The following is a 26,180-nucleotide window of genomic DNA, read 5'->3' as shown; positions in this document are numbered from 1 at the left end:
AATTTTACATGATACTTGAAATGAACATGCCAGAGCCTCAAAATTTATTTTTCACAGACCGAGCGACTGTTTTTGTCGATGTTATTTTGCCTTTAGCTTTAGCCAATACCTATACTTATCGTATTCCTGTCGAATGGAACGATAAGATTCAGGTCGGTGTTCGTGTTATGGTGCAGTTTGGTAAGAATAAGATCTATTCTGCCATCGTCAAGCAAATAAGCAAAGAAGCACCAAAACACTACGAAGCGAAATATATATTAGATATCATTGATGAGAAACCTATCGTTGATGGTGCGCAATTATTGCTGTGGGATTGGATCTCTGATTATTATATGTGTTCCTTGGGAGAGGTTATGCAGGCAGCATTGCCATCGGCACTGAAACTCGCCAGCGAAACTAAAATCGTATCGGCAATTCCCGACGATTTCGATCGCTCATCTTTGACGGATAAAGAATACTTAATTATCGAAGCGCTTGAGGTAGCTGGAGAATTGAAAGTCAATGATATCGTTAAGCTATTAAGTCAAAAATCGGTATTTCCGATATTGAAAACGATGTTTGATAAGGGTATTGTTTTGATTTCCGAAGAGATAACAGAAAGGTATAAACCAAAAACGAAGGTTTTTTTCTCCTTTGCTCCAGAATTTCGCGAGGAAGAGGGTAAACGCACGTTGCTGGATGCATTAAATCGAGCTCCAAAACAGCAAGATGCCGTATTGGCTTTTATGCAACTGTTGAAAAAGGGCGAAGAGATAACCAGACAGATGATCATGGAAGCTTCGGGATGTGGCTCAGGGGCTGTTACGGCATTAATCGATAAAGGTGTATTCCTAGTAAAAGAAAAAGTGGTCAGTCGTTTTCAGGGGGAAGATGTAGAATTGGATGCTAACTTTGAGTTTAATACCAATCAGCAGCGTGTCTATGAAGAGATTCAACATTGTTTCGAAAGCAAAGATGTTACCTTGTTGCACGGAGTCACAGCATCCGGAAAAACACAACTCTATATTAGACTTATCGAGCAAGCAATAGCAGCGGGTAAGTCTGCATTATACCTATTACCCGAAATTGCCTTGACGGCACAAATAACCGCTCGGTTGAAATTGCATTTTGGCGATAAGTTGGGCGTTTATCATTCTAAGTTTAATGATAATGAACGTGCTGAGGTATGGCATAAAGTGATGAAAAATGAATTCCAGATTATAGTTGGAGCACGTTCTTCTATATTTTTACCATTTCAAGACCTGGGAATTATTATTGTTGATGAGGAACATGAGAGCTCCTATAAACAGTATGATCCCGCACCACGCTATCACGCCCGCGATACAGCAATCTATTTAGGATATATCCATCAGACTAAAGTTCTATTGGGCTCTGCAACACCCTCTATTGAGAGTTTTTATAATGCAAAATCAAATAAATATGGATTTGTACAACTCTTAGAGCGTTTTGGTAATGCGCAATTGCCCGATATCCATATTGTCGATATTCCAATGGAAGGAAGAAAGGAAAATATGTTTTCTTATTTCTCAGGAACTTTATTGAAGGCAATAGAAGCTGCTTTGGAACGCAAGGAGCAAGTGATACTGTTTCAAAACCGACGTGGTCATACCACCATTATTCAATGTAATACCTGTGGTTTCGTAGCTAAATGTATCAATTGTGATGTCAGTATGACGTATCATAAAAGTTCAAATATGATGCATTGCCATTATTGTGGCCATGTGGAACCTCCGATTAAAATATGCCCTGCTTGTGGGATGCCACATATCGAAAGCAAGGGCTTTGGAACAGAGCGAGTAGAGGAAGAATTGGAGTTGTTGATGCCTAATGCACGTATTGCACGTTTGGATCTAGACTCCACCAAGGGTAAGAATGGTTTTGATAAAATCATAGGTGCATTTGATGAACATGAGTTTGATATCCTGATCGGAACGCAGATGGTGGCAAAAGGATTGGATTTTGGACGTGTTAGTTTAATCGGGATTATCAATGCCGATACGATGATTAATTTCCCTGACTTCAGAGCATATGAAAGGGCTTTTTCACTTTTCCTACAGGTGGCCGGACGTGCCGGACGTAGAGAAGCAGGTGGGCAGGTAATCATTCAGACCTATACACCAAAACATCGCGTTTTGGAGCAGGTGGTCGCACATGATTACCAAGGGATGTTTGATACGGAAGTTAAAGAACGTAAGAATTTTGCCTATCCACCATTTTATCGCGTCATCCGAATTGATATCAAGCATATGGATATCCAAAAATGTTATGATGGCGCTAAGAAATTTGCATCAGGATTGCGACAACAGCTCGGTTCACGTGTTTTAGGACCCGAAACGCCACTGGTAGGAAGAGTACGAAACTACTTTATTCAGACCATTACGTTAAAGATTGAAAGAAATAATATCAGTATTGTGAAAGTAAAAGATTTGATCAAGCTGGTAAAGAACGATTTTATTGCCGATAAAGCAAATGCTGGAGCACGTGTTGTGATTGATGTAGACCCTTATTAGCATAGTTCATGGTAAACAAAAATAGCCAAAAATTATCCTTTTCAAATGAAAGGGCTTGCAGGTTAATAGATTAGTTATGAAAAAGTTCTTGTAGTGGTAATTGTAAAATAACAATAGTATTTTTGAGTCATAATGGCGTATAAATTTGTAGATAATTATAGGGAAAAAGGTGCTCGTAAGCAATTGGTGCAACTATTGAAGACAAGGGGTATCAGTGACCAAAATGTACTGAATGCGATTGGAAAAGTGCCTCGCCATTTTTTCTTTGATGAGACATTTTGGAATCAATCGTATAAAGATATTGCTTTTCCGATAGGTGATGGCCAAACGATTTCACAGCCATATACAGTTGCCTACCAATCGGAATTGCTACATGTCAAAAAAGGAGATAAGGTTTTAGAGATAGGGACGGGGTCGGGATATCAGACCTGTGTTCTGATGGAGCTCGGCGCTGATGTCTACACAATAGAACGGCAAGAAAACCTATACAATAGAACGATACAGGTGTTGCCCTATATGGGTTACAAGCCTCATTTTTTCTGTGGCGATGGTTCTAGGGGAATTGAGCAGCATGCACCATATGATAAAATTATCGTTACTGCTGGGGCTCCTTTTGTTCCAGAAATCATGCTGAAACAATTGAAAATAGGAGGGATATTCGTCATTCCCGTTGGAGATGAAAAGGAACAAAAAATGGTAACCATCATTCGCGCTGGTGAAAACGATTTTGATCGAATCGAACTCGATACATTTAGATTTGTTCCCTTAGTAGGAGACCAAGCTTGGTAGAAACCAAGCTTTTTTAGTTTATAAGTACATGAAAGCTATCTTGAGCTTGACAAGTTTGCAAACCACAATGAAGTCGCATGAGCTCATGATCACTTCATTACCTTCAAAAGACCAATTCATATCATGAAAAATGAAATCCAGGAATTATACCTTAGCAATAAGGCTAAGATTGAACAAGAAGTAAAACAACTAGAGTTAGCGATCAATAAGAATAGCTTTTATCGTTTAGCGGTCATCCTTTTTGGAGGTGCTGCTTTATTCTATTCTTTTCAGTTGGAAAATCTGCTACTGGTTTTGATTTTATTTTTTGCGCTTATCTTTCTCTTTGCCTTCTTGGTGAATAGACAAAGTAAGTTGGAAAAGCGGAGCGACTATCAGAAGGCATTGCTTGCTGTCAATGTGAATGAGATAGCGCTAGAAAATAAAGGGATTAACATCTATGATAATGGTGCTCACTTGGAAGATAATAAGCATCCATATAGTGCCGATTTGGATATCGTAGGAGCGCACTCTTTGTTCGAACTGTTAAACCGGTCAACAACAAAATCAAGTATTGCCGTTTTAGGAAGTTGGTTGCTACAAGATGCCAAGCGTATTGAAATTTTGATGCGACAGGAAGCAGCAAGTGAAATGGCTAAAGATATGAACTGGTGCCAAGATTTTCAAGCAAAGCTCTTGTCCAATTTGAATCAAAAACTGGATGTTAAATCTTTTTTAGCCACGTACTTTCAATCCGACGATTTTGCATTTGGCAATTTTTTTATGCGCCTATATGTTAAAATAGCACCATTTTTCTTTTTAAGTACGGTGATTTTAGCCGTCTTTATTCCCGCTATAGCATTTTTACCGGTAATAGTTGGGCTAGTACATATCCTGTGGCCTATGATCAACGGGGGTAAAATTTCTTTTTTTTCCAGCAGAATTGATAAAGTTGGAAATCTATTGGATTCTTATGCCGCAAGTATGGAGCTGGTCGAAAATAGAACTTGGACTGCCCCGCGTAATAAAGAACTGCAAGAGCGGTTGAAAATCGTAGGCTCATCAGATTCTGTTTCGCAGGCATTTAAAAAACTCGGCAAACTGATCAATAATCTGGATGCGCGTAATAATATGATGGTCGGTACTATTTTAAACTTAATATTCCTGTGGGATTTTAAGCAGGTGTTGGCTATTGTGGATTGGAAGGCCAAGTATCAAGCTGATATATTAGAATCGTTCGATACGTTGGCTGAAGTAGAAGCATTGGTTAGTTTGGGCACTTGGAAGCGTAACCATCCGGATTGGGCTACTCCCGTTATTTTAGAAGCATTAGATACTCCACTTCAAGCTGTTGATTTGCTTCATCCGCTCATTCCTACTGCTAAGGCAATCGCCAATACGTATACCAATGAAGATCATGAAATCGCTTTAGTAACGGGCTCTAATATGGCTGGTAAAAGCACATTCCTACGGACGCTTGGGATCAATGCTGTATTGGCTTATGCAGGTGCTGTAGTACCAGCAAGCTCATTTGAAATTCCAATTTTTCATCTGATTTCTTATATGCGTATCAAAGATAATCTGAACGAAAGCACGTCCACTTTTAAAGCAGAAACTGGACCGCATGAGGTTTATCTTAGAAACAGTGGCACAGCGCCCCGATAGCTTTTTCTTAATCGATGAGATGCTGAGGGGAACAAACTCGGTCGATAAATACTTGGGTTCACGTGCTATTATCAAGAAACTGATCTCAGAAAAAGGAAGAGGGATGGTGGCAACGCACGATTTACAGCTTTCAACATTAGCAGATGAGTATCCGAAATTAGTGAAAAATTATCACTTTGATATTCAAGTTATTGATGGAGAGATGCTTTTTGACTATAAATTGAAAATAGGAGAATGCAAAATATTTAATGCTTCAATGTTACTAAAAGGTATTGGAGTAGACGTAGAACAAGGAAGAAACTAAATAAAAATGACATTACAAGAAAGAATTGAACAGTCGAGAACACATCATTTTATAACTGTTTTCCCGTTTACAACAAATCATCACGCAACGCTATTTGGTGGAAAGGCCATGGCAATTATGGATGAAGTAACTTTTATGTGTGCGACACGTTTCTGTAGAAAAGCACTGGTGACAGTTTCTTCGGATAAGATTGATTTTGAAAAAGCAATTCCTGCCGGTAGTATGATTGAAGCCATTGCTGAAGTCATACACGTGGGAAGAACGAGTTTAAAAGTAAAAGTTGAAATATTTTTGGAAGATATGTACAAAGATGGAAGAGAATTGGCCGTGAAGGGTGTTTTTTCTTTTGTCGCATTGGATGATAATAAAAAACCGATACCTGTGTTAGAGGGATTGGATATCGAGGGGTAACGAAGACAAGCTTATCGTAAATTAGGAATGGAATAACGTTGACAGGTTATTCCATTCGTTTTATAGGGGTTAGGTCTTTTAATTCCTCCTCAGTAAAGAGCCTGTAGTGCACTTTAAATGTTTTCCCCAGAGACGATTCTAAAGAAAATCCTCCTGGGCCAAATCCGTCGAGCACATCAAGGGTGAAATGTGAAAACTGCCAGTATTCAAATAAATCGCGGTCTATCCAAAATTCATAACCTTCTGCTAGCCCAATCATCGCATCATTCATTCTGGGGTAGAACCCTCCCTTTTCAAAGCATTGGGGTTGTGTGCCCTCACAGCATCCTCCAGCTTGATAAAACATCAGGTCCCCGTATTTCTTCTCCAATTCCTGTATCAGTGCCGATGCCTTTTCTGTTACCTCTAATCTATTTGTCATAGCCTATTGTTTTTTAATCTGTGTGTTCACTTGGGTCATTCACCTTTTCTTACCATTTTAACCTAATTAAAAAATGGGATTACCGTGATAACCCCATTTTCTTATTTTATGTTTTTCAAGCTTAGAAAAATCCTAATTTTTCTTTACTGTATGAAATCAACATGTTTTTTGTTTGACGGTAATGATCTAACATCATTTTGTGATTCTCACGACCGATACCTGACTGTTTGTAGCCTCCAAAAGGAGCTCCAGCAGGGTATGAATGATATTGGTTCACCCATACACGTCCAGCTTGAATAGCACGCGGAATTTGATATAATTGATGCGCATCACGTGTCCATACGCCTGCTCCTAAACCGTAGATGGTATCGTTAGCAATTTCTAAAGCCTCTTTTTCATCCTTGAACGTAGTCACCGCTAAAACAGGACCGAATATCTCTTCTTGGAAAATACGCATTTTGTTATGCCCTTTGAATAAAGTTGGCTTGATGTAGTAGCCTTCTTCTAAACCATTCCCCAAGTTGTTTTCATCACCACCGGTTAAGAGCTCAGCACCTTCTTCTTTCCCTAATTTGATGTAAGACATGATTTTATCCTTTTGGATTTTAGAAGCCTGTGCACCCATCATGGTCTCGGTATCTAATGGGTCACCCACTTTAATTTTATTGACACGGTCAATAACCTTCTCTATAAAACGATCATAGATATCCTCTTGAATCAGTAAGCGGGACGGACAAGTACAGATTTCACCTTGATTAAGGGCAAATAAAACGGCACCTTCGATGGCTTTATCCAAGTAAGCATCATCATGGTCCATGACAGAGCTGAAGAAAACATTCGGAGATTTACCACCCAGTTCCAAAGTTACAGGAATGATGTTTTCTGTTGCATACTGCATTACCATACGACCGGTTGCTGTAGAAACCGGTAAATGCTGCTTTAGAAACTTTAGGGTTTGTAACCAAGGCACGACCCAATTCGCCACCAAATCCATTGACGATATTAATAACACCAGCAGGAAGTAAATCACCAATCAATTCCATCAATACTAGAATAGACGTAGGGGTGCTTTCCGCAGGTTTTAATACGACGCAGTTACCCGCAGCTAATGCTGGAGCTAATTTCCAAACGGCCATTAAGATTGGGAAGTTCCAAGGAATAATCTGTGCGATTACACCAAGTGGTTCATGTACAATGAGCGAAACTGTATTTTGATCTAGCTCGCTCAATGAACCTTCGTCTGCACGGATAACACTAGCAAAATAACGGAAATGGTCAATGGCTAACGGGATGTCGGCATTTAGGGTTTCACGGACAGCTTTTCCATTGTCAACAGTTTCAACTGCAGCAATGTACTCCAAGTTCTCCTCGATGCGGTCTGCTATTTTATTTAAAATGATGCTTCTTTCTGTTGTGGAAGTTTTTCCCCAAGTTTCAAATGCCTTAGCTGCTGTATCAACGGCTAAGTCTAAATCTTCTTTTGTAGAATGCGCAACTTGTGTGAATACTTTTCCATCTAAAGGAGAGATGTTATCAAAATATTTACCTAATGTAGGGGGAACAAACTTTCCTCCGATGTAATTTCCATAACGTTCTTTAAACGATGGTCTTTGAATTGTTGCCATAATAATTAGTTTTATATGTTTTACAAACTGTTCAACTCAAATTTAATGAATAGCTTTCTTTATTTGTAGCATTATGGTTCCAAAGGATAGCATTATATTTCCATCTATCTTTTAAAAATATTATCTTTGAGTACCAACCGATTATATTAAAAGATAGGAATATGATAAATAACAGGCTTGTACATTCGTTGCCTTTTTCTGCACGTCATGAACTTTCTACATTGGTAGAAAATAGGAGAGCATTTACGCTAGAAAATCTGGAATTGAATGTTTTTGAGACCTATCAGTCTTCGGAAATGGTACCGCTGCAATTTGATGACTTGGTCATCATCAATATGATACATGGTAAAAAGGTCATGCATCTGCATCAGGTAGATTCTTTTGATTATTTGCCTGGACAAACTATGGTTTTACCCGCTTATAGTAAGATGCATATTGATTTTCCCGACGCGAGTCTAAGTGATCCTACCCAATGCACTGCTTTGACGATAAGTAAAACTAAAATCGATCAAGTAATCAACCGTTTAAATGAAAAATACCCGAGGACGCTCGTACTGGCAGAAGGAAAATTAGATTCGAATTTATTTCAACTGTACAACACACCGGAGTTAGCAGAATTGATCAATAAACTTTTTCAAACCATTACCAGTAGCAACCCCTTGAAAGATGCTTTAGTTGATTTGACCTTCAATGAATTGATCATTCGTTTGTTGCAGGCGCAAACTATGTTGTCTTTGGAACTTGGTAAGATGAAGAATAATACTGTTTTGGCGCATATCCGAAACTATATACATGCCCACCTTTCCGAATCCATTTCTGTTGAAGTATTGGAAAAGCAGGCAAATATGAGTCGTTCTAGTTTATTTCGCCTTTTTAAGAACGAATTGGGAATAACACCCATAGAATATATCATTCGTACCCGTATTCAACAAGCAAAAGGCTTGTTACGAAAAACGAAAAGTGTGAAAGAAACGTGTTTTAGTCTTGGTTTTAATGATGTCAACTATTTCGTTCGTCTCTTTAAAAGCAGGGTAGGAGTGACCCCAGGGGCATACATGTTGGCGGATGAACTTATTTTTTCATAATTCTATCCAACTCTCTTTTTCCTTCCCTTTCTTTGATCGTATCGCGTTTATCAAAGTCTTTTTTACCCTGAGCTAGCGCGATTTCTACTTTTGCAAATCCTCTGGGACTGATGAAAATACGTAACGGTACAATCGTGAAACCTTTCTCCTCGCCCTTTAAACGTAATTTTTTCAATTCTTTTTTTGTTAGCAACAACTGACGCTCACGTTTTGCTTCGTGATTGTAAAAAGAACCATGTGAATATTCTGCAATGTGCATATTTCGCAAGTAAAGACCATCATGAAAAAAGTTGCAAAAGCTGTCATTAATAGTCGCTTTCCCTTCTCTAATTGATTTAATCTCAGTTCCTAATAATCGAATCCCTGCAACATATCTGTCAAGCAGGTTGTATTCGTATGAGGCTCTTTTATTTTTTATATTGATATCTGATGATATTGCCATAATTTCTTAATATATTTATTCCTATTCCATTTTAATACAAAAACCAATTAAGTTTGTTGCATGTAATACGAGGAAAAGCAAATATAAATATTATAATGATGTTTTTTCAGCATTGTGAAATTTTGGAATTTAATTTAAGTGTTAAATTAAAATTATTTTTACGATATTTATATGTGAAAAATATGACTTACTTTAAGTGAAAGTCAGCTTTTGTTTTCGTATGTTTGCATCGTTTTTGATGTAATACTGTATTTCGTACAGTATTATGAAGTCATTTTGTGTTAATCTATTTGGAAGTAGGAATTGAAAGTGTTGATAATGAGGCTGGTATTTTGGCATTCATTGCAATCAAGAACAATTATAAAATTTAAGAAACACCTTTTAATCGCATGAGTAAAGGAAAATTAGGCGAGAGAATATCGCAATTTAAAATCGTTAGTGAGTTAAAGGCTAAAGGCTTATATGCTTATTTTAGACCGATTCAGTCGAGACAGGATACCGAGGTACAAATTGATGGCAAACGTGTTTTGATGTTTGGTTCTAATTCTTACTTAGGATTAACGACGGATGAACGTATTATCAAGGCTTCTCAAGATGCATTAGCAAAATATGGAACCGGTTGTGCTGGATCTCGTTTTTTAAATGGTACTTTGGATATTCATGTGGAGCTTGAAGAGAAGTTGTCGGCTTATGTGGGGAAAGAGTCTACTATTTTATTCAGTACAGGTTTTCAATCAAACTTAGGACCATTATCATGTCTTACAGGTCGTAATGATTACATTTTGTTGGATGAGCGCGATCATGCATCTATCATTGATGGAAGTAGATTGTCTTTTTCTAAAGTAATCAAGTATGCACACAATGACATGAATGATTTGCGTGCTAAAATTGCGAGATTACCAGAGGAAAGCGGCAAATTAATTGCAACGGACGGAATCTTCAGTATGGAAGGGGATATTGTCAACTTACCAGATTTGATTAAAATTGCAGATGAGTTTGACGCAACTGTCATGGTCGATGATGCACACAGTTTAGGTGTTATCGGAGTAAATGGCGCAGGTACTGCATCCCATTTTGGATTGACGGATAGTGCTGATCTAATCATGGGTACTTTCAGTAAATCATTTGCCTCTTTAGGTGGATTTGTTTCTGGAGATGCCGATGTAATTGAGTACTTGAAGCACTCCGCTCGTTCGGTGATGTTTAGTGCAAGTATGACCCCAGCTTCTGTAGCTTCTACTTTAAAAGCTTTGGAAATTATACAAGCAGAACCTCAACATATTGAGAAACTGTGGGCAAATACAAATTACGCTAAAAAATTATTATTAGAAAGTGGTTTTGATTTAGGAGCAACTGAAAGCCCTATTCTACCTATTTTTATTAGAAATAACGAGAAGACGTTTTGGGTTACCAAAATGCTTCAAGATGATGGGGTATTTGTGAACCCTGTTGTTTCACCAGCTGTTCCTGCAGAAGAATCATTGATTCGTTTCTCTCTTATGGCGACGCATAGCTTTGATCAAATTGATGAGGCTATCGAGAAGATGGTAAAAGTCTTCAAATTAGCAGATGTTGAATCTTTAATCTAAGTGTCTATTATGATACAGGTTATCCCCGTTGAAACTAAGCAACAGAAACGGTTATTTATAGATTTTCCGCATAGTTTATATGCGGAAAATCCTTATTATGTACCCGAGTTATATCTTGCTCAGTACGATTTGCTTACTCCAGGTAAGCATCCTTTCTACAATCATTCTTCTACTCAATTATTTTTAGCATACAAAGACCAGCAACTCGTTGGGCGTATTGCGGCGATTTGGAATGTAAACCATAATGCTTTTAATGAAGTTCAAGAAGGGCAGTGGGGATTTTTCGACTCGATTAATGATCAAGATGTTGCAAATGCTTTATTTAAGGTAGCTAAGGATTGGGTAAAAGCTAAGGGAGGCAATAATATTATTGGCCCAATTAATTTAACAACCAATGATACTTGTGGTTTATTGATCGAAGGATTTGATAGTCCACCTGTAGCGATGATGCCGTACAATTTTGCTTATTATCCAGATTTAGTAACCAATGCAGGTTTTCAAAAGAAAATTGATTTACGTGCATATCTTGTGATGGAAAATAAAGCAAGCAAACGTTCTGTGCTTCTGTTGGAGAAATTGGAAGAGCGATTAAACCGTTCAGGAATTAAAATCCGACAAATGAATTTGAAGGATTTTAAAAATGAAACAGAGAAGATTAGAGAAATCTATAACAAGGCTTGGGATAAAAATCTAGGTTTTGTCCCATTTACGGAAGATGAATTTAATTACGCTGCTAAGGAGATGAAAATGATTGTTGATCCAAGGTATGCTTTATTAGCAGAAAAGGATGGCAAGGTCATTGGGTTTGCTTTGGGAATTCCAGATATCAATCAAATTTTAATTAAAATCAAGCGCGGCAGATTATTGCCAACAGGGATTTTTAAACTATTATTTGGATTGAAAAAAGTGAATTTGATACGTGTATTAATGTTAGGCGTATTAGATGAATATCGTAAATTGGGAATTGAAGCTTGCCTTTATGGTAGGATAATAAAAAACTCTGGTGATGGTTTTACTGTCAAAGGAGCTGAATGTTCTTGGATGCTTGATACTAATTATATGATGAATCATGCAATCGAGCAAATCAATGGAGAATTATACAAACGCTATCGTTTGTATGAGCAAGCGCTATGAGAAAAAAAATCTTAATCACTGGCGCAAGTGGTTTTGTCGGTTATCACCTTGTTCAAGCTGCTCGTGAAGCTGGACTGGAGGTGCATGCTGCGGTGAGAAAAACCAGTGACGTTAGTGAAATAAAGTCTTTTGTCGATCAATTTGTCTATCCTGATTTTAAAGATAAGGATGCAATAAAGGGTCTTCTGGAGCAAGAGCAATACACCTATGTTGTTCATGCTGCAGCGATGACAAGAGCAAAGAATGAAAAGGATTTAGTTGATGTGAATGTTGGTTATTCCCAACATCTGGCTGATGCGGTTTTTGAGTCCAAAATACCTCTTGAACGTTTTGTTTTTATTAGTAGTCTGGCAGCTATAGGTCCCGTGGCCTATAATGCCGATCCGATTACTGAGCAAAATGAGTATCGCCCTGTTACGGCTTATGGTAGGAGTAAAGTGTTGGCGGAGCGTATGCTTGATAAGCATGCTGATAGTAAACTTTCCATTATTCGTCCAACTGCGGTATATGGGCCGAAAGAGAAGGACCTTTTTATATTATTCAAAACTTTAAATGCGGGTTTCGATGCTTATATCGGAAAAGCACCGCAGAAATTGACTTTTGTTTATGTAAAAGATTTGGCTCATGCGATCCTAAATGCTTGCTTCTTCGATGCAGGAGGTAAAAAAGTGTATAACATTACTGACGGATTCGTTTATGACCGTTATGAAATGGCTACAATATTTAAGAAATATAGTGCTAAATCTCTATTCAGATTTCACCTTCCATTTACGCTAGTTAAGGGTGTAGCACGGGTGATGGAGTTGGCCTATAAAAATTCGAGTTCAATACCCGTATTATATCCAGAAAGATTAAATGAATTGACAGCTCCAAGTTGGGCATGTGATATCAGTTTGTCAAAAGAAAATATTCAATATAGGCCTAACTATGATTTAGATGCAGGACTGAAGTTAACACTTCAGTGGTACCGTGATCATAAATGGTTATAATAAAAAGAGAGATGAGTGGTCAAAAAATAAATAAGAAACTTTTTCAAGATAGAAAAAGAACAAATATATTGAGTAATCCGGAACAACAGTTTATTTCGTATTTGGTCCCCCGTGTACCAAATTGGATTTCATCGGATGGTCTTACGGCAATTGGCTTGTTTGGGTCTTTAATGATTATGGCAAGCTTTATTTTAGCCAAATATTTACATATTGAATATTTGCTGATGGGTATTGTCGGGTTCTTTGTACAATGGTTTGGTGATTCACTTGACGGGCGTATTGCATACTATAGGGATAAATCTCGTAAATGGTATGGCTTTTCTTTGGATATTGTAATGGATTGGATCAGTACGGTCATGATTGGACTGGGCTACGTTTTTTATGCAAAAGGTAATTTTGAGCTAACAGGCTTTGTTTTAGTGGCTTTGTACGGTTGGGCCATGATTTTATCTTTATTGCGCTACAAGGTTACGGATAAGTATACTATTGATGCTGGTATAGTCGGACCGACCGAAATCCGAGTCATCATCTGTGCGGTATTGCTCATCGAGGTATTCTTTGTAGGAACTATCCATTATTTGGTTATGGCAATCTGTGCGATTCTTTTTATTATCAATACCATAGACACGAAAAAATTATTGGATTTTGGTGATATCAGAGACGCTGAAGAGAAGAAGGGAAAAGAATCTGAAAATTTATAAGGTATGAATGCAAAACTCAAAGAATTCTTTAGGGCACAGTTATCAGCTTTTGTAGGTGGTCTTTCAGATTTTGGAATTTATACAGTTTGTTATAAGCTGCTGAGTTTTTCACCAGCGTTCTCAAATGTTATCAGTGGCTCTTTAGGAGCCATTGTTAATTTCGTTATTAATCGTTATTGGTCTTTTAATAACACATCTACTCCGTTAGGCAAGCAACTTTCTAAGTTTGTTATCGTTGTTGCAGGAAGTATTATTTTGAAATCATCTGGTATTTATTTGCTGGATGATCAGTGGCACTTGCACCCCTTATTGTGCAAGGTTATTGTGGAGATTGTTGTTTCTTTAGGTTTTAATTATACTCTCCAACGTTTTTGGGTTTTCAAAAAATAAGAAACCATATGGATGGTTTTAGTTATTATAAAATATTTAGAAAAGGTCATTTCGAAAGAGATGACCTTTTTTTATGGTTAATGGAACTAGCTATATATCGTAAGAATCATCTGCGTATATCTTTTGATTAGGTTCTATACTAAACTCGTATTGTTTATCCTATACCTCTTTACTGAATACACTTCATCCGTTTTTCTCCTGAATACGTTCATGTCGCTATGAGCTATAAGTAGTGGATGGTTTATTTATTCATTTATGAAAGCGTTTATTATGGTGTCTATATTCATGGCAATTGAAATCCTTTAGGTGATTATTAAGGTCCGGAAATCAGCTTATTAATAAGTTGATATCAAATTAATACCAACTTCATATTTAATAGTGTATTAAGAGTGGGATTATAGGGGGTTAGTAGAGGGTTAATAGGGGTATATCTCTATTAACCCCCTACTAATACTAAGCTATATCTAATCTACACCTACTTTAATACCGAAGTTGGTACCTAGTTCATACTACTTAGGTTATAATCCAAGTAGGATCTGCATATTGAATATCTGCTGTTGTGTCCATGCTTATCTATAGCGGTACAATATGCGTTTACTATATGCGATGTATAGGAGCAATCTGGTCTTTCCGTCTATTATTGCGCATCCATACTTATCAATAGCGGTACTATAAGAAGCATGCAATCGGCCATCATAAAGTAGCGATCGGCCATAGTACCTGCTTTTTGGGCGATATCCAACCCTCAGTTCGGCTCTTTCAGAAATAAATCATCCAATGATACAGCAAGTTACCCCCTTTCTCAATAAATAAGCAAGAAAACGTTTGGAAGTGAATATAAAAATGGTCTATCTTTGCACCACTCCGCAAGGGAGGAACGGTCGGTTCGAAAGGGCTGACACTGAAAAAAAGAGGGTCTATTTAATTTAGACGCAGAAATCGAAAAGGTCTCCAAAAATAAATTTTCACATTTATTTTGGATATACCAAAAAGATCTCTACCTTTGCAGTCCCAACGGAAACGAAGGGAATCAAAACAAGATCGATAACGGCGCAATGCCGACATCATATAGCCGAAGCGAGATGCGGAAGCGAAAAAAGTTCTTTAAAAATATAATCATGTAACGTAACGAGTAGTGTTGAGAAACGACGAAAGTTAAAAAAAATCAACCTGTTCAATTTTAGAATTAGAAATAAAATACAAGACAATTCTATTTATTATAAATAGTCTTGATCTTACACTTCATTTTACAATGGAGAGTTTGATCCTGGCTCAGGATGAACGCTAGCGGCAGGCCTAATACATGCAAGTCGGACGGGATTCAGGACTAAGCTTGCTTGGTTCTGATGAGAGTGGCGCACGGGTGCGTAACGCGTGAGCAACCTACCCATATCTGGGGGATAGCCTCTCGAAAGAGAGATTAACACCGCATAACATCATCGAGTGGCATCACTCGATGATCAAATATTCATAGGATATGGATGGGCTCGCGTGACATTAGCTAGTTGGAGAGGTAACGGCTCACCAAGGCTACGATGTCTAGGGGCTCTGAGAGGAGAATCCCCCACACTGGTACTGAGACACGGACCAGACTCCTACGGGAGGCAGCAGTAAGGAATATTGGTCAATGGAGGCAACTCTGAACCAGCCATGCCGCGTGCAGGATGACTGCCCTATGGGTTGTAAACTGCTTTTGTCAGGGAATAAACCTACTTACGTGTAAGTAGCTGAATGTACCTGAAGAATAAGGATCGGCTAACTCCGTGCCAGCAGCCGCGGTAATACGGAGGATCCAAGCGTTATCCGGATTTATTGGGTTTAAAGGGTGCGTAGGCGGTCCTATAAGTCAGTGGTGAAAGACGGCAGCTTAACTGTCGCAGTGCCTTTGATACTGTAGGACTTGAATCTATTTGAAGTGGGCGGAATAAGACAAGTAGCGGTGAAATGCATAGATATGTCTTAGAACTCCGATTGCGAAGGCAGCTCACTAAGTTAGCATTGACGCTGATGCACGAAAGCGTGGGGATCAAACAGGATTAGATACCCTGGTAGTCCACGCCCTAAACGATGATAACTCGATGTTTGCGATACACAGTAAGCGTCCAAGCGAAAGCGTTAAGTTATCCACCTGGGGAGTACGGTCGCAAGATTGAAACTCAAAGGAATTGACGGGGGCCCGCACAAGCGGAGGAGCATGTGGTTTAATTCGATGATACGCGAGGAACCTTACCCGGGCTTGAAAGTTAGTGAATGATCCAGAGACGGATCAGTCCTTCGGGACACGAAACTAGGTGCTGCATGGCTGTCGTCAGCTCGTGCCGTGAGGTGTTGGGTTAAGTCCCGCAACGAGCGCAACCCCTATGTTTAGTTGCCAGCGAGTTATGTCGGGGACTCTAAACAGACTGCCTGTGCAAACAGTGAGGAAGGTGGGGACGACGTCAAGTCATCATGGCCCTTACGTCCGGGGCTACACACGTGCTACAATGGATGGTACAGCGGGCAGCTACATAGCAATATGATGCTAATCTCTAAAAGCCATTCACAGTTCGGATTGAGGTCTGCAACTCGACCTCATGAAGTTGGATTCGCTAGTAATCGCGTATCAGCAATGACGCGGTGAATACGTTCCCGGGCCTTGTACACACCGCCCGTCAAGCCATGAAAGTTGGGGGTACCTAAAGCATGTAACCGCAAGGAGCGTGTTAGGGTAAAACCGATAATTGGGGCTAAGTCGTAACAAGGTAGCCGTACCGGAAGGTGCGGCTGGAATACCTCCTTTCTAGAGCATTCAAGATTGAAGCTCGTTACGTATACACATGATTTATATTATAGAAACAAAAAGAAACATTTGAAGAAATGTGCCCATCCCTGTAGGATGGTCCAGAGAGAGAATGATAAGCTAGTCCCGTAGCTCAGTTGGTTAGAGCACTACACTGATAATGTAGGGGTCAGCAGTTCAAATCTGCTCGGGACTACCATAAAACGATACGGGGAATTAGCTCAGCTGGCTAGAGCACCTGCCTTGCACGCAGGGGGTCATCGGTTCGACTCCGATATTCTCCACAGGTCTGCCCGAACACCAAGATATTGTGTTCATTATAAGGGGGACAAAGAGTTCTTTGACATATTGAAAGAAAAAAATTACAAGAGAAGACAACAGTAGAGACAATACTGTGATGTGCTCGATGTATTATGAAGACCCTCGGTCAAGGCCGAACGGATTAATGCGTAGCATCATGGTTATATATATCAAAAAGCAACCCATAGTAGCAAAAGGGCTATGAGGTGAAGAAAGTAAATAAGGGCACACGGGGGATGCCTAGGCTCTCAGAGGCGATGAAGGACGTGATAAGCTGCGATAAGCTTCGGGGATCAGCAAATGTGAGTTCGATCCGAAGATTTCCGAATGGGGCAACCTAGCATACTGAAGGTATGTTGTATAATACGCGAACGCGCTGAACTGAAACATCTAAGTAGGCGTAGGAGAAGAAAATAATAATGATTTCCCAAGTAGTGGCGAGCGAACGGGAAAGAGCCCAAACCATTGATGTTACGGCATCAGTGGGGTTGTAGGGCTGCGAAGTGGCATTAGCAAACAGAAGTGGAATGGGATGGGAAGCCCAGCTATAAACGGTGATAGCCCGGTACACGTATAGAATGCTAGCCTAGCAGTACCCTGAGTACCGCGGGGTCGGAGACGCCCTGTGGGAATCTGTCAGCACCATCTGATAAGGCTAAATACTCCTGAGAGACCGATAGTGAACTAGTACCGTGAGGGAAAGGTGAAAAGAACCTCGAACAGAGGAGTGAAAAGAACCTGAAACCGTGTGCTTACAAGCGGTCGGAGCTGCCAGGTGCAGTGACGGCGTGCCTTTTGCATAATGAGCCTACGAGTTACTCTTGTCTGGCAAGGTTAAGTGGTTCAGCCACGCAGCCGAAGCGAAAGCGAGTCTTAATAGGGCGCATAGTCAGATGAGGTAGACGCGAAACCTTGTGATCTACCCTTGGGCAGGTTGAAGTTGCAGTAACATGTAATGGAGGACCGAACCGATAAACGTTGAAAAGTTTTCGGATGACCTGAGGGTAGGGGTGAAAGGCTAATCAAACTGGGAAATAGCTCGTACTCCCCGAAATGTTTTTAGGAACAGCGTCGGCATAGAGTCTTATAGAGGTAGAGCTACCGATTGGGTGCGGGGGAGTCAAATCCTACCAAATCCAGACGAACTCCGAATGCTATAAGATATGGCCGGCAGTGAGGCTTTGGGTGCTAAGGTCCAAGGCCGAGAGGGAAAGAACCCAGACCATCAGCTAAGGTCCCTAAATATACGCTAAGTTGAACTAACGAGGTCCGGTTGCCTAGACAGCTAGGATGTTGGCTTGGAAGCAGCCATTCATTTAAAGAGTGCGTAACAGCTCACTAGTCGAGCGGCCGGGCGTGGATAATAAACGGGCATCAAGTGTATTACCGAAGCTATGGATTTGCAACATACGTTGCATCTGGTAGGGGAGCATTCTATTTACGGTGAAGCGATCTGGTAATGGGTCGTGGAGTGCATAGAAAAGCAAATGTAGGCATAAGTAACGATAAGGCGGGTGAGAAACCCGCCCACCGAAAGACTAAGGTTTCCTGATCAACGCTAATCGGATCAGGGTTAGTCGGGGCCTAAGGCGCATCCGAAGGGAGTAAGCCGATGGACAACTGGTCAATATTCCAGTACTTTTTATAACTGCGATGTGGTGACGGAGTAGTGACACTGCCGCGAACTGACGGAATAGTTCGTTGAAAGGCGTAGGTATAGGGACGGTAGGCAAATCCGCCGACCCTGCTGAAACCCAATAGTACAGCAAAGCTTCGGCGGCGTTGATAGAGCAGGTAAACAGACTTCCAAGAAAACCCGCTAAGCTTCAGGTTATAAAAACCCGTACCGTAAACCGACACAGGTAGTCGAGGAGAGAATCCTAAGGTGCTCGAGTGAATCATGGCTAAGGAACTCGGCAAAATGGCCCTGTAACTTCGGGAGAAGGGGCGCTTCCTCCAGCAATGGAGAAGCCGCAGTGAAAAGGCCCAGGCGACTGTTTAACAAAAACATATGGCTTTGCAAAATCGAAAGATGAAGTATAAGGCCTGACACCTGCCCGGTGCTGGAAGGTTAAGAGGGGATGTCATCGTAAGAGAAGCATTGAATCGAAGCCCCAGTAAACGGCGGCCGTAACTATAACGGTCCTAAGGTAGCGAAATTCCTTGTCGGGTAAGTTCCGACCTGCACGAATGGTGTAACGATCTGGGCGCTGTCTCAGCCATGAGCTCGGTGAAATTGTGGTATCGGTGAAGACGCCGATTACCCGCAACGGGACGGAAAGACCCCATGCACCTTCACTATAGCTTAACATTGGAATTGGGTACAGGATGTGTAGGATAGGCGGGAGATGTTGAAGTGGCTTCGCTAGGAGTCATGGAATCAACCTTGAAATACCGCCCTTTCTGTATCCGGTTTCTAACTCGGTTATATCGAGGACATTGTTTGGTGGGTAGTTTGACTGGGGTGGTCGCCTCCAAAAAGGTAACGGAGGCTTTCAAAGGTAAGCTCAGTACGCTTGGTAACCGTACGAGGAGTGCAATGGCATAAGCTTGCTTGACTGTGAGACCAACAAGTCGAACAGGGTCGAAAGACGGACATAGTGATCCGGTGGTTCTGTATGGAAGGGCCATCGCTCAAAGGATAAAAGGTACGCTGGGGATAACAGGCTGATCTCCCCCAAGAGCTCATATCGACGGGGAGGTTTGGCACCTCGATGTCGGCTCGTCACATCCTGGGGCTGGAGAAGGTCCCAAGGGTTGGGCTGTTCGCCCATTAAAGTGGCACGCGAGCTGGGTTCAGAACGTCGCGAGACAGTTCGGTCCCTATCTGTTGTGGGCGTTGGAAGTTTGAGTGGATCTGTCCTTAGTACGAGAGGACCGGGATGGACTGACCGCTGGTAAACCAGTTATGCCGCCAGGTGTACGGCTGGGTAGCTACGTCGGGAATAGATAAGCGCTGAAAGCATCTAAGTGCGAAACTAGCCACGAGATGAGACTTCCTTATAGGGCCGTAGAAGACTACTACGTCGATAGGTTGCAGGTGTAAAGGTAGAGATACCATAGCTGAGCAATACTAATCACCCGAAGCTTTCTCAAGCAACGCAGACACTGTTGTCTTCCTCTTTTAGTTTTTCTTTCAATTGTCTATAGATCAGATGGTCACTTTTATCCATAAAGGATAGTGTTGCTATATTCTGATAACCTTATTTTAGGTGCCTATATCGGCGGTGTCTACCTCTTCCCATTCCGAACAGAGAAGTCAAGCCCGCCAGAGCCGATGGTATTGCCGTAACAGGTGGGAGAGTAGGTCGGTGCCTTTTTTTATACAGAAGCCCTTGCAGGATAGCAAGGGCTTTTTTGTGTTCCGTATTTTCTGGGGGACAGCACCGCCGGACCGGACATCACCCAGCAACCGATGGCCTTGTTTCAACACACTGCAATGGACTGGAAATTAGGTCGCTACCATTTCCTATACTAAAGTCCTTACATATTAGCGATTATCTCTGGCTCTATGTGATGCTGTTGAAATCTATTTATTCTACTACTATTACCTGTTTTTTATCCTTTTCTAATGCTTTTTCAGGGATAAAGGATAATAAGCCTAGCATAATTTTATTTTATCTGCTGACGATACCAATAAGGTAATTGGAAATTAGGCTAATAAGTTAGCAAAAACTCCAAACATCGACCGTATAGAGGATTTTGCGGAGCTTTATAAGCTGTGAAATGATCGTGAGAAATTATATAACACCTATACCCTTCATGATCATGGGGATTCAGGAAAGAAGTTGAAGAACGATTTGTATGCTGCTATAGTAACATATCAGGATGATATAACTGATCAAGTTCTCCAACAATAGCGTTTTTGCTCATCTAAGCTTATTTTGAATGGTATTGGTATATATATTAGTGTTCGTGCTAGTTAAGCGAATCTGTAGTCCTTTTCGGAGCTATAATCTATTATTGCATGTTGTTGGATATTTATTGCTGAAAGTATCGTCTGTTTAAACATACGGTATATAATCAGTAAGTGAATTTCTCATTCTGAGATACATTAAATAGGCTATAATTATTTTGTATTGGTTTGTGTAAAATTTATATGTTGCATAAACTACTTTATAGCTAGTGTCTTACATTAATGTTGAGCTGTCTTTTCTACTTTAGCTATACTTTGGTATAGTATTTGGCTATAGTTACCAAAGTATATTTTAGTTATGAAGGCAAAGTTCGCAATTTTTTTGGGAGGATTAATGTTATTGTTATCGGCTAGCTCTTGTGTTGGATATTACGAAGGTCATGGACACAGGAATCAACATGGCCATAAACATGGGCACTATAAGAAAGGGCATAATAAACATTATAAAAAGGGACACCAAAAGCATCGTAAATACGATAAGCATCGTGGAAGACATTAAGGATAAGGGAATAGCTATATTCCCTTATTATAATTTATTTTACTGTATTCTCTTCTCATGAATATGCAGGAATATTTTAGATTGATTCTCTAATAATAATGTCAGCATCTAGCGTTATCGTTTCATAAACAACTTCTCTTTTCTTAAGACGGAATTCTAAAATTTCAATCATTTTCTCAAAAGCAAGTTTTCCTATTTTTTTAGCTGGTTGAGAAATGCAGGTAAGGGGAGGATTGAATGAAAATGCATAATTGGTATTTGAAAAGCCAATCAGGGCAATTTCCTCAGGAATTTTAATCTTTTGTTGGGCTAATAGACCTATTGTACGATTTGTAAGCAAGTCGGTCGCGGTAAAAATTGCATCGGGGCTTTTATGTTGATTTTTTAATTCATCTAATTTATTTAATATTTCATCTTCTACAACTTGTATATGTGATAGGTCGCATCTTAAAAGGTTACTTTCTTGAAAAGTGATTTTATTGATTTTTAAGGCATCTTGAAAACCCGCCAGTCTTTCATTCGTTACCCCGTTGGACAGTCCTGTGATGTGTAGGATATTACGGTAATTTCTGGAGATGAGCTCTTCTGTTGCTTTTTTTGCCGCTTTTTTATTGTCTATGCCTATTTTAAAGGTATCTAGACCATAGTTGATACGGTCAAATATCACAATAGGGCAGCTGGAGTTGTGCAGTTGTTGTAAGTAGGTTAAATTGGCATCGTGGGATACTGGTGAAATCAATATGCCATCTACACCTTTTGAATACAATATATCAATGCATTTCTTCTCGATGTCGGGACTTTCTCTGCTTTGCATAATAATGATATTGTAGTGCTGAAACAGCGATGATTCTTCAATTCCTTCAAGGATCTCCGAAAAAAATGAATTACTGATTGTAGATACAATTACCCCGATGATATTTGTTTTTCCAGTTTTCAAACTTCTTGCTAAAGCATTGTGTTGGTAGTTATGCTGTTGTGCATATGCTACAATTTTTTCTTTTGTATCCTTATTGATTTCATGACTGTCGGAAAGGGCTTTGGAAATGGTAGGGACTGATAAATTTAGCGCTTTTGCAATATCTTTAAGAGTTAATTTTTTCATAGCTTTCCTAGTATAACTGATAAAGATACTAAATTGTCAAAAGAATCTCTTTAGACTTCGTATATTATATAATTGAAATAATTAAATGCTATGAAATCTTTCTATCTTTGTATTTATGAGTACATTATTAGATATAGGACAAAAGCCATATAATCATTATGGTTCTTATTTGAAGAAGAAATATAATGGTCAACGTGTATATAAAGTCATTGTAGATGGCAATTTTACTTGTCCAAATCGTGATGGAAGTAAAGGTTATGGGGGCTGTTCATATTGTAATGTAGATTCATTTACGCCTGAATCGGCTCGGAAAATGCCAACAATTCGTGAGCAAGTAGAAGAAGGTATTAAAAGAGCTAGGGAGGGATATCGTGCGGATAAATTTATAATTTATTTTCAACCAAATACCAATACCTATGCGCCGGCGCATTTTCTTAAGGCCATGTATGATGAAGCGTTAGCGGTCTGTCCTGAAGACACTGTTGGTTTGTCTGTAGGTACTCGTCCTGATTGTATTGATTTTGAGAAAGTCGCTTTATTGGAAAGTTACTGTGATCGATATGATGTTGACCTAGAAATGGGTATGGAGTCAATTTATGATGATACTTTAAATAGGATCAATCGAGGTTGTTCGCATGAAGAATTGCAAACTGCTTTAAAGTTGGTGGAAAATAGTCCGTTAGAGATTTGTGTACATACTATTTTTGGCTTTCCCTGGGAATCTAAAGAAATGATGTTGAAGTATGCGGATGAAATTAATAAGCATCCTCAGATCAAATTTGTAAAGTTACATCACTTACATATTGTAGAGGGATCTATAATGGGAGTACAATATAAGCGAGAGCCTTTTCATGTATTTTCCATAGAAGAGTATAGTGATTTTCTGGCTGAATTTATTCCATTATTGCGTCCGGATATTGTTATTCAACGTTTATTTGGCTTAGCAGATCAAGATTTATTGATTGCGCCAAATTGGGGAATGAAAAAATCTGCCATTCAGACCTATATTGATAAGATGTTAGAACGAAAAGAAGCGATACAAGGCTCTAAATATATTGGATAGAAAAATAGAAAAAGGGCTGCTATATATAGCAACCCTTTTTCTATTTTTCTATGATTGTTTTTAAATCTGCTGGAGAATAATTAATCGATTTTAACGTTTTATTATCTTCTGTTCTGAATACTAAAAATAACCCGTCTACTTCTTTATAATAGCTATCTACATCTTTGGTATCCTTATAGTGTTGGATAGTCGCTTCTGCTTCTGCTATGGATTGGCATGCTTTGCTCATATTTGAGCGTTGAACTTCCTCAAATAATTCATTAAATTTGTCTTTTAGTCCAAATTCCAGAACGGCACCTGCTAGTACATATTGTATATCACATAAAGCATCAGCTACTTCTACAAGATCATTATTCTGAATAGCTTCTTCCAATTCTTTCAATTCTTCTGCAATCAAAGATACCCGTAAAGCACTTCTTTTTTCATTGGGTATTGTAGGCTTTTCTAATATAGGATGTTGGAAAACTTTATGAAATTCAGCTACGGATGTTAATGTTTTTGGATCAGTCATGTTCTATTTTGTTTTTGCTAAATTATGTAATATATTCTAATTTAAAAATTGAGTATAACAAAAAAGCAGCTGTGAAGCTGCTTTTTATATAAAGGAGTTAATATTAAATTAAATGCTTCAATTGAACTAGCTCACGTTCTTCAATGTATCTCCAACGACCTCTAGGTAAATCCTTTTTAGTCAAATTAGCATATACAACACGGTCTAGTTTGATTACTTCGTAACCTAAAGATTCGAAAATACGTCTAACGATACGATTTTTACCACTGTGAATCTGAATACCTATTTCGCGTTTGGTTTCCACCTGTTACGTAGCTTAAATCATCTGGTTTTACAAAACCATCTTCTAATTCAAGACCGAAAACAATTTTATTAAAATCACCTTGAGTTAAGTTTTTACTTAGTTCAACGTTATAGATTTTGCTAATATTATTACGAGGGTGCGATAGCTTTTCAGCTAAATTACCATCATTGGTCATCAATAATAGTCCAGTGGTGTTTCTGTCAAGTCGACCTACAGGGTAGATACGTTCTTTTGTTGCTTTTGAAACCAATTCCATTACAGTATGACGTTCTTGTGGATCGTCTGTTGTCGTAATATAATCTTTAGGTTTGTTTAATAAAACATAAACCATTTTTTCACGTTTCAAACGCTCACCATTATACTTGATGTCGTCTTTAGCTGGATCAACTTTCGTTCCTAATTCAGTAACGAATTCGCCATTAACGCTAACAACACCTGCTGCGATTAATTCATCAGCTTTTCTTCTAGAACATACTCCTGAGTTAGCGATGTAGCGATTCAAACGAATTGTGCCGTCATCTTTCGCTGAAGATTTAGTACGTTTAGGTCTTTCTGTGAAATTTCTCTCCGTAGCACCTTCTTTACGCTCCTCTTCAGTACTGAATTTTTTATGTGAAGATTTATATAGTCTATCTGATTTATCTCTAGTAGAGCGTTTAAAATCTGTTTGCTCTCCTTCAGTTTTTTGAAAAGTTCTATCTTCTTTATCTGGTCTATCACCAAAAGCTCTACCTTCTTTGTTAAAAGGTTTGTCGAATGTTCTTTTTCTATCGGAGTTATCGCCGTCAAACTTTTTGAAAGGTTTGTCGCCATAAGCTCTACCTTCTTTATTGAAAGGTTTGTCGCCAAAAGTTCTACCTTCTTTATTGAAAGGTTTGTCGCCAAAAGTTCTACCTTCTTTATTGAAAGGTTTGTCACCATAAGCTCTACCTTCTTTGTTGAAAGGTTTGTCGCCAAAAGTTCTACCTTCTTTATTGAAAGGTTTGTCGCCAAAAGTTCTACCTTCTTTATTGAAAGGTTTATCGAATGATCTTTTTCTATCGGAATTAGCACCGTCAAATTTATTGAAAGGTCTGTCACCGCCAAAAGATTTACCGTCCTTATTGAAAGGTTTGTCGAAACTTCTTTTTCTGTCGGAGTTAGCGCCATCAAACTTGTTGAAAGGTCTGTCGCTACCAAAAGATTTACCGTCTTTACTGAAAGGTTTGTCGAAACTTCTTTTTCTGTCGGAGTTAGCGCCATCAAACTTTTTGAAAGGTCTGTCTCCGCCAAAAGATTTACCGTCTTTATTGAAAGGTTTGTCGAAACTTCTTTTTCTATCGGTGTTATCGCCATCAAATTTTTTGAAAGGTCTATCACCTCCAAAAGATTTTCTGTCGTTATTATATGGTCTGTCTGCGTTATCTTTAGTGCCGAATGGTGTACTTCTCGGTCTTTTACTTTCTTTGAAATTAGAGGATCTATCATCCTTTGAACGATCGCCTCTTGGTTTGAAGTTTTCTGAGGTACTTCTTGAGTTTTTGGACTTGTCATCACGACTGTTCCTGTTATTGCTGAATGGCATCTTATTACTATAAAATAATGTGAACGGCAAAGTTAGTTATAATATTTCTTTTTTTTTAGGGCTAAATCCATTTATTTTATTTTGTGGATGAAATGTTACAAAATAATC

At 39.2% G+C, this 26,180-nt stretch carries 18 protein-coding genes, 2 tRNA genes, 3 rRNA genes and 1 pseudogene; 17 read left to right on the top strand and 7 right to left on the bottom strand.

Features of this window, described 5'->3' with window-relative positions; all coding sequences use genetic code 11:
* The first annotated feature begins 8 nt into the window (after positions 1–8).
* From priA to ACFX5U_RS17995, 5 genes are all read left to right on the top strand, one after another.
* Entirely contained in the window at positions 9–2,510 is a 2,502-nt protein-coding gene (gene priA / locus ACFX5U_RS18015) for a primosomal protein N' (protein WP_280565585.1), read from the top strand.
* Positions 2,511–2,642: 132 nt separating this feature from the next.
* Entirely contained in the window at positions 2,643–3,299 is a 657-nt protein-coding gene (locus ACFX5U_RS18010; protein ID WP_038700743.1) for a protein-L-isoaspartate(D-aspartate) O-methyltransferase, read from the top strand.
* 123 nt (positions 3,300–3,422) lie between these two features.
* Positions 3,423–4,943 (top strand): DNA mismatch repair protein MutS, encoded by a 1,521-nt coding sequence (locus ACFX5U_RS18005; protein ID WP_400261643.1) that lies wholly within the window; start codon positions 3,423–3,425, stop codon positions 4,941–4,943.
* Positions 4,903–5,247 carry a hypothetical protein gene (locus tag ACFX5U_RS18000; RefSeq protein ID WP_400261642.1) on the top strand — a complete coding sequence of 115 codons (345 nt, stop codon included), beginning with the start codon at positions 4,903–4,905 and terminating at the stop codon, positions 5,245–5,247. Before ACFX5U_RS18005 ends, ACFX5U_RS18000 begins: the two co-directional genes overlap by 41 nt.
* 6 nt (positions 5,248–5,253) lie before the next feature.
* The gene (locus ACFX5U_RS17995; protein WP_038700739.1) at positions 5,254–5,658 is read left to right on the top strand and encodes an acyl-CoA thioesterase; all 405 of its coding nucleotides are present in this window, start codon (positions 5,254–5,256) and stop codon (positions 5,656–5,658) included.
* Positions 5,659–5,704: 46 nt separating this feature from the next.
* Here ACFX5U_RS17995 and ACFX5U_RS17990 read toward each other — a convergent pair whose 3' ends face one another.
* The gene (locus ACFX5U_RS17990; protein ID WP_280565588.1) at positions 5,705–6,079 is read right to left on the bottom strand and encodes a DUF779 domain-containing protein; all 375 of its coding nucleotides are present in this window, start codon (positions 6,077–6,079) and stop codon (positions 5,705–5,707) included.
* A gap of 121 nt (positions 6,080–6,200) precedes the next feature.
* Positions 6,201–7,704 (bottom strand): annotated as a pseudogene (locus ACFX5U_RS17985) (aldehyde dehydrogenase family protein).
* 161 nt (positions 7,705–7,865) lie between these two features.
* Here ACFX5U_RS17985 and ACFX5U_RS17980 point away from each other — a divergent pair.
* Positions 7,866–8,789 (top strand): helix-turn-helix domain-containing protein, encoded by a 924-nt coding sequence (locus tag ACFX5U_RS17980; RefSeq protein WP_400261641.1) that lies wholly within the window; start codon positions 7,866–7,868, stop codon positions 8,787–8,789.
* Here the strand turns inward: ACFX5U_RS17980 and smpB are convergent.
* Entirely contained in the window at positions 8,776–9,231 is a 456-nt protein-coding gene (smpB, locus tag ACFX5U_RS17975; protein WP_038700732.1) for an SsrA-binding protein SmpB, read from the bottom strand. The two genes, ACFX5U_RS17980 and smpB, sit on opposite strands and share 14 nt — an antisense overlap.
* A gap of 389 nt (positions 9,232–9,620) precedes the next feature.
* Here smpB and spt point away from each other — a divergent pair, with 389 nt between their 5' ends.
* The 10 genes from spt to rrf all read left to right on the top strand — a co-directional run bounded on the left by spt (position 9,621) and on the right by rrf (position 20,433).
* Entirely contained in the window at positions 9,621–10,820 is a 1,200-nt protein-coding gene (spt, locus tag ACFX5U_RS17970; RefSeq protein WP_038700730.1) for a serine palmitoyltransferase, read from the top strand.
* Between the two features lie 9 nt (positions 10,821–10,829).
* Positions 10,830–11,954 carry a hypothetical protein gene (locus ACFX5U_RS17965; protein WP_400261640.1) on the top strand — a complete coding sequence of 375 codons (1,125 nt, stop codon included), beginning with the start codon at positions 10,830–10,832 and terminating at the stop codon, positions 11,952–11,954.
* A complete protein-coding gene (locus ACFX5U_RS17960) occupies positions 11,951–12,943 on the top strand; it encodes an NAD-dependent epimerase/dehydratase family protein (protein ID WP_400261639.1) in 993 nt (330 codons plus the stop codon). Before ACFX5U_RS17965 ends, ACFX5U_RS17960 begins: the two co-directional genes overlap by 4 nt.
* 11 nt (positions 12,944–12,954) lie before the next feature.
* Positions 12,955–13,644 (top strand): CDP-alcohol phosphatidyltransferase family protein, encoded by a 690-nt coding sequence (locus tag ACFX5U_RS17955; RefSeq protein ID WP_280565595.1) that lies wholly within the window; start codon positions 12,955–12,957, stop codon positions 13,642–13,644.
* Positions 13,645–13,647: 3 nt separating this feature from the next.
* The gene (locus tag ACFX5U_RS17950; protein WP_038700725.1) at positions 13,648–14,034 is read left to right on the top strand and encodes a GtrA family protein; all 387 of its coding nucleotides are present in this window, start codon (positions 13,648–13,650) and stop codon (positions 14,032–14,034) included.
* Positions 14,035–15,283: 1,249 nt separating this feature from the next.
* Positions 15,284–16,813 (top strand): 16S ribosomal RNA (locus ACFX5U_RS17945).
* 122 nt (positions 16,814–16,935) lie between these two features.
* Positions 16,936–17,012 (top strand) — tRNA-Ile (locus ACFX5U_RS17940).
* 11 nt (positions 17,013–17,023) lie between these two features.
* Positions 17,024–17,097, top strand: a tRNA-Ala gene (locus ACFX5U_RS17935).
* A gap of 225 nt (positions 17,098–17,322) precedes the next feature.
* Positions 17,323–20,209 (top strand): 23S ribosomal RNA (locus tag ACFX5U_RS17930).
* A 112-nt stretch (positions 20,210–20,321) separates the two neighbouring features.
* A 5S ribosomal RNA gene (gene rrf / locus ACFX5U_RS17925) occupies positions 20,322–20,433 on the top strand.
* The 16S, 23S and 5S rRNA genes sit together here with 2 tRNA genes alongside, the layout of an rRNA operon.
* A 1,171-nt stretch (positions 20,434–21,604) precedes the next feature.
* Here the strand turns inward: rrf and ACFX5U_RS17920 are convergent.
* Positions 21,605–22,630 (bottom strand): LacI family DNA-binding transcriptional regulator, encoded by a 1,026-nt coding sequence (locus tag ACFX5U_RS17920; RefSeq protein ID WP_038700721.1) that lies wholly within the window; start codon positions 22,628–22,630, stop codon positions 21,605–21,607.
* A gap of 115 nt (positions 22,631–22,745) precedes the next feature.
* Here ACFX5U_RS17920 and ACFX5U_RS17915 point away from each other — a divergent pair, with 115 nt between their 5' ends.
* On the top strand, positions 22,746–23,693 hold the full coding sequence (locus tag ACFX5U_RS17915; protein ID WP_038700719.1) for a TIGR01212 family radical SAM protein: 948 nt from the start codon (positions 22,746–22,748) through the stop codon (positions 23,691–23,693).
* Positions 23,694–23,733: 40 nt separating this feature from the next.
* On the opposite strand, the gene ACFX5U_RS17910 is transcribed toward ACFX5U_RS17915, so the two are convergent.
* From ACFX5U_RS17910 to ACFX5U_RS17900, 3 genes are all read right to left on the bottom strand, one after another.
* The gene (locus tag ACFX5U_RS17910) at positions 23,734–24,204 is read right to left on the bottom strand and encodes a nucleoside triphosphate pyrophosphohydrolase family protein (RefSeq protein ID WP_038700717.1); all 471 of its coding nucleotides are present in this window, start codon (positions 24,202–24,204) and stop codon (positions 23,734–23,736) included.
* A 103-nt stretch (positions 24,205–24,307) separates the two neighbouring features.
* Positions 24,308–24,508, bottom strand: a complete 201-nt coding sequence (locus ACFX5U_RS17905) for a hypothetical protein (protein ID WP_400261638.1) — start codon at positions 24,506–24,508, stop codon at positions 24,308–24,310.
* Positions 24,465–26,072 (bottom strand): pseudouridine synthase, encoded by a 1,608-nt coding sequence (locus tag ACFX5U_RS17900; RefSeq protein ID WP_400261637.1) that lies wholly within the window; start codon positions 26,070–26,072, stop codon positions 24,465–24,467. The genes ACFX5U_RS17905 and ACFX5U_RS17900 overlap by 44 nt, the downstream gene beginning before the upstream one ends.
* Positions 26,073–26,180 lie beyond the last annotated feature (108 nt).

Origin of the sequence: Sphingobacterium sp. SG20118 (assembly GCF_044740685.1) — a bacterium.
GTDB lineage: Bacteria > Bacteroidota > Bacteroidia > Sphingobacteriales > Sphingobacteriaceae > Sphingobacterium.
This window is presented reverse-complemented; position numbering and strand designations above follow the sequence as displayed.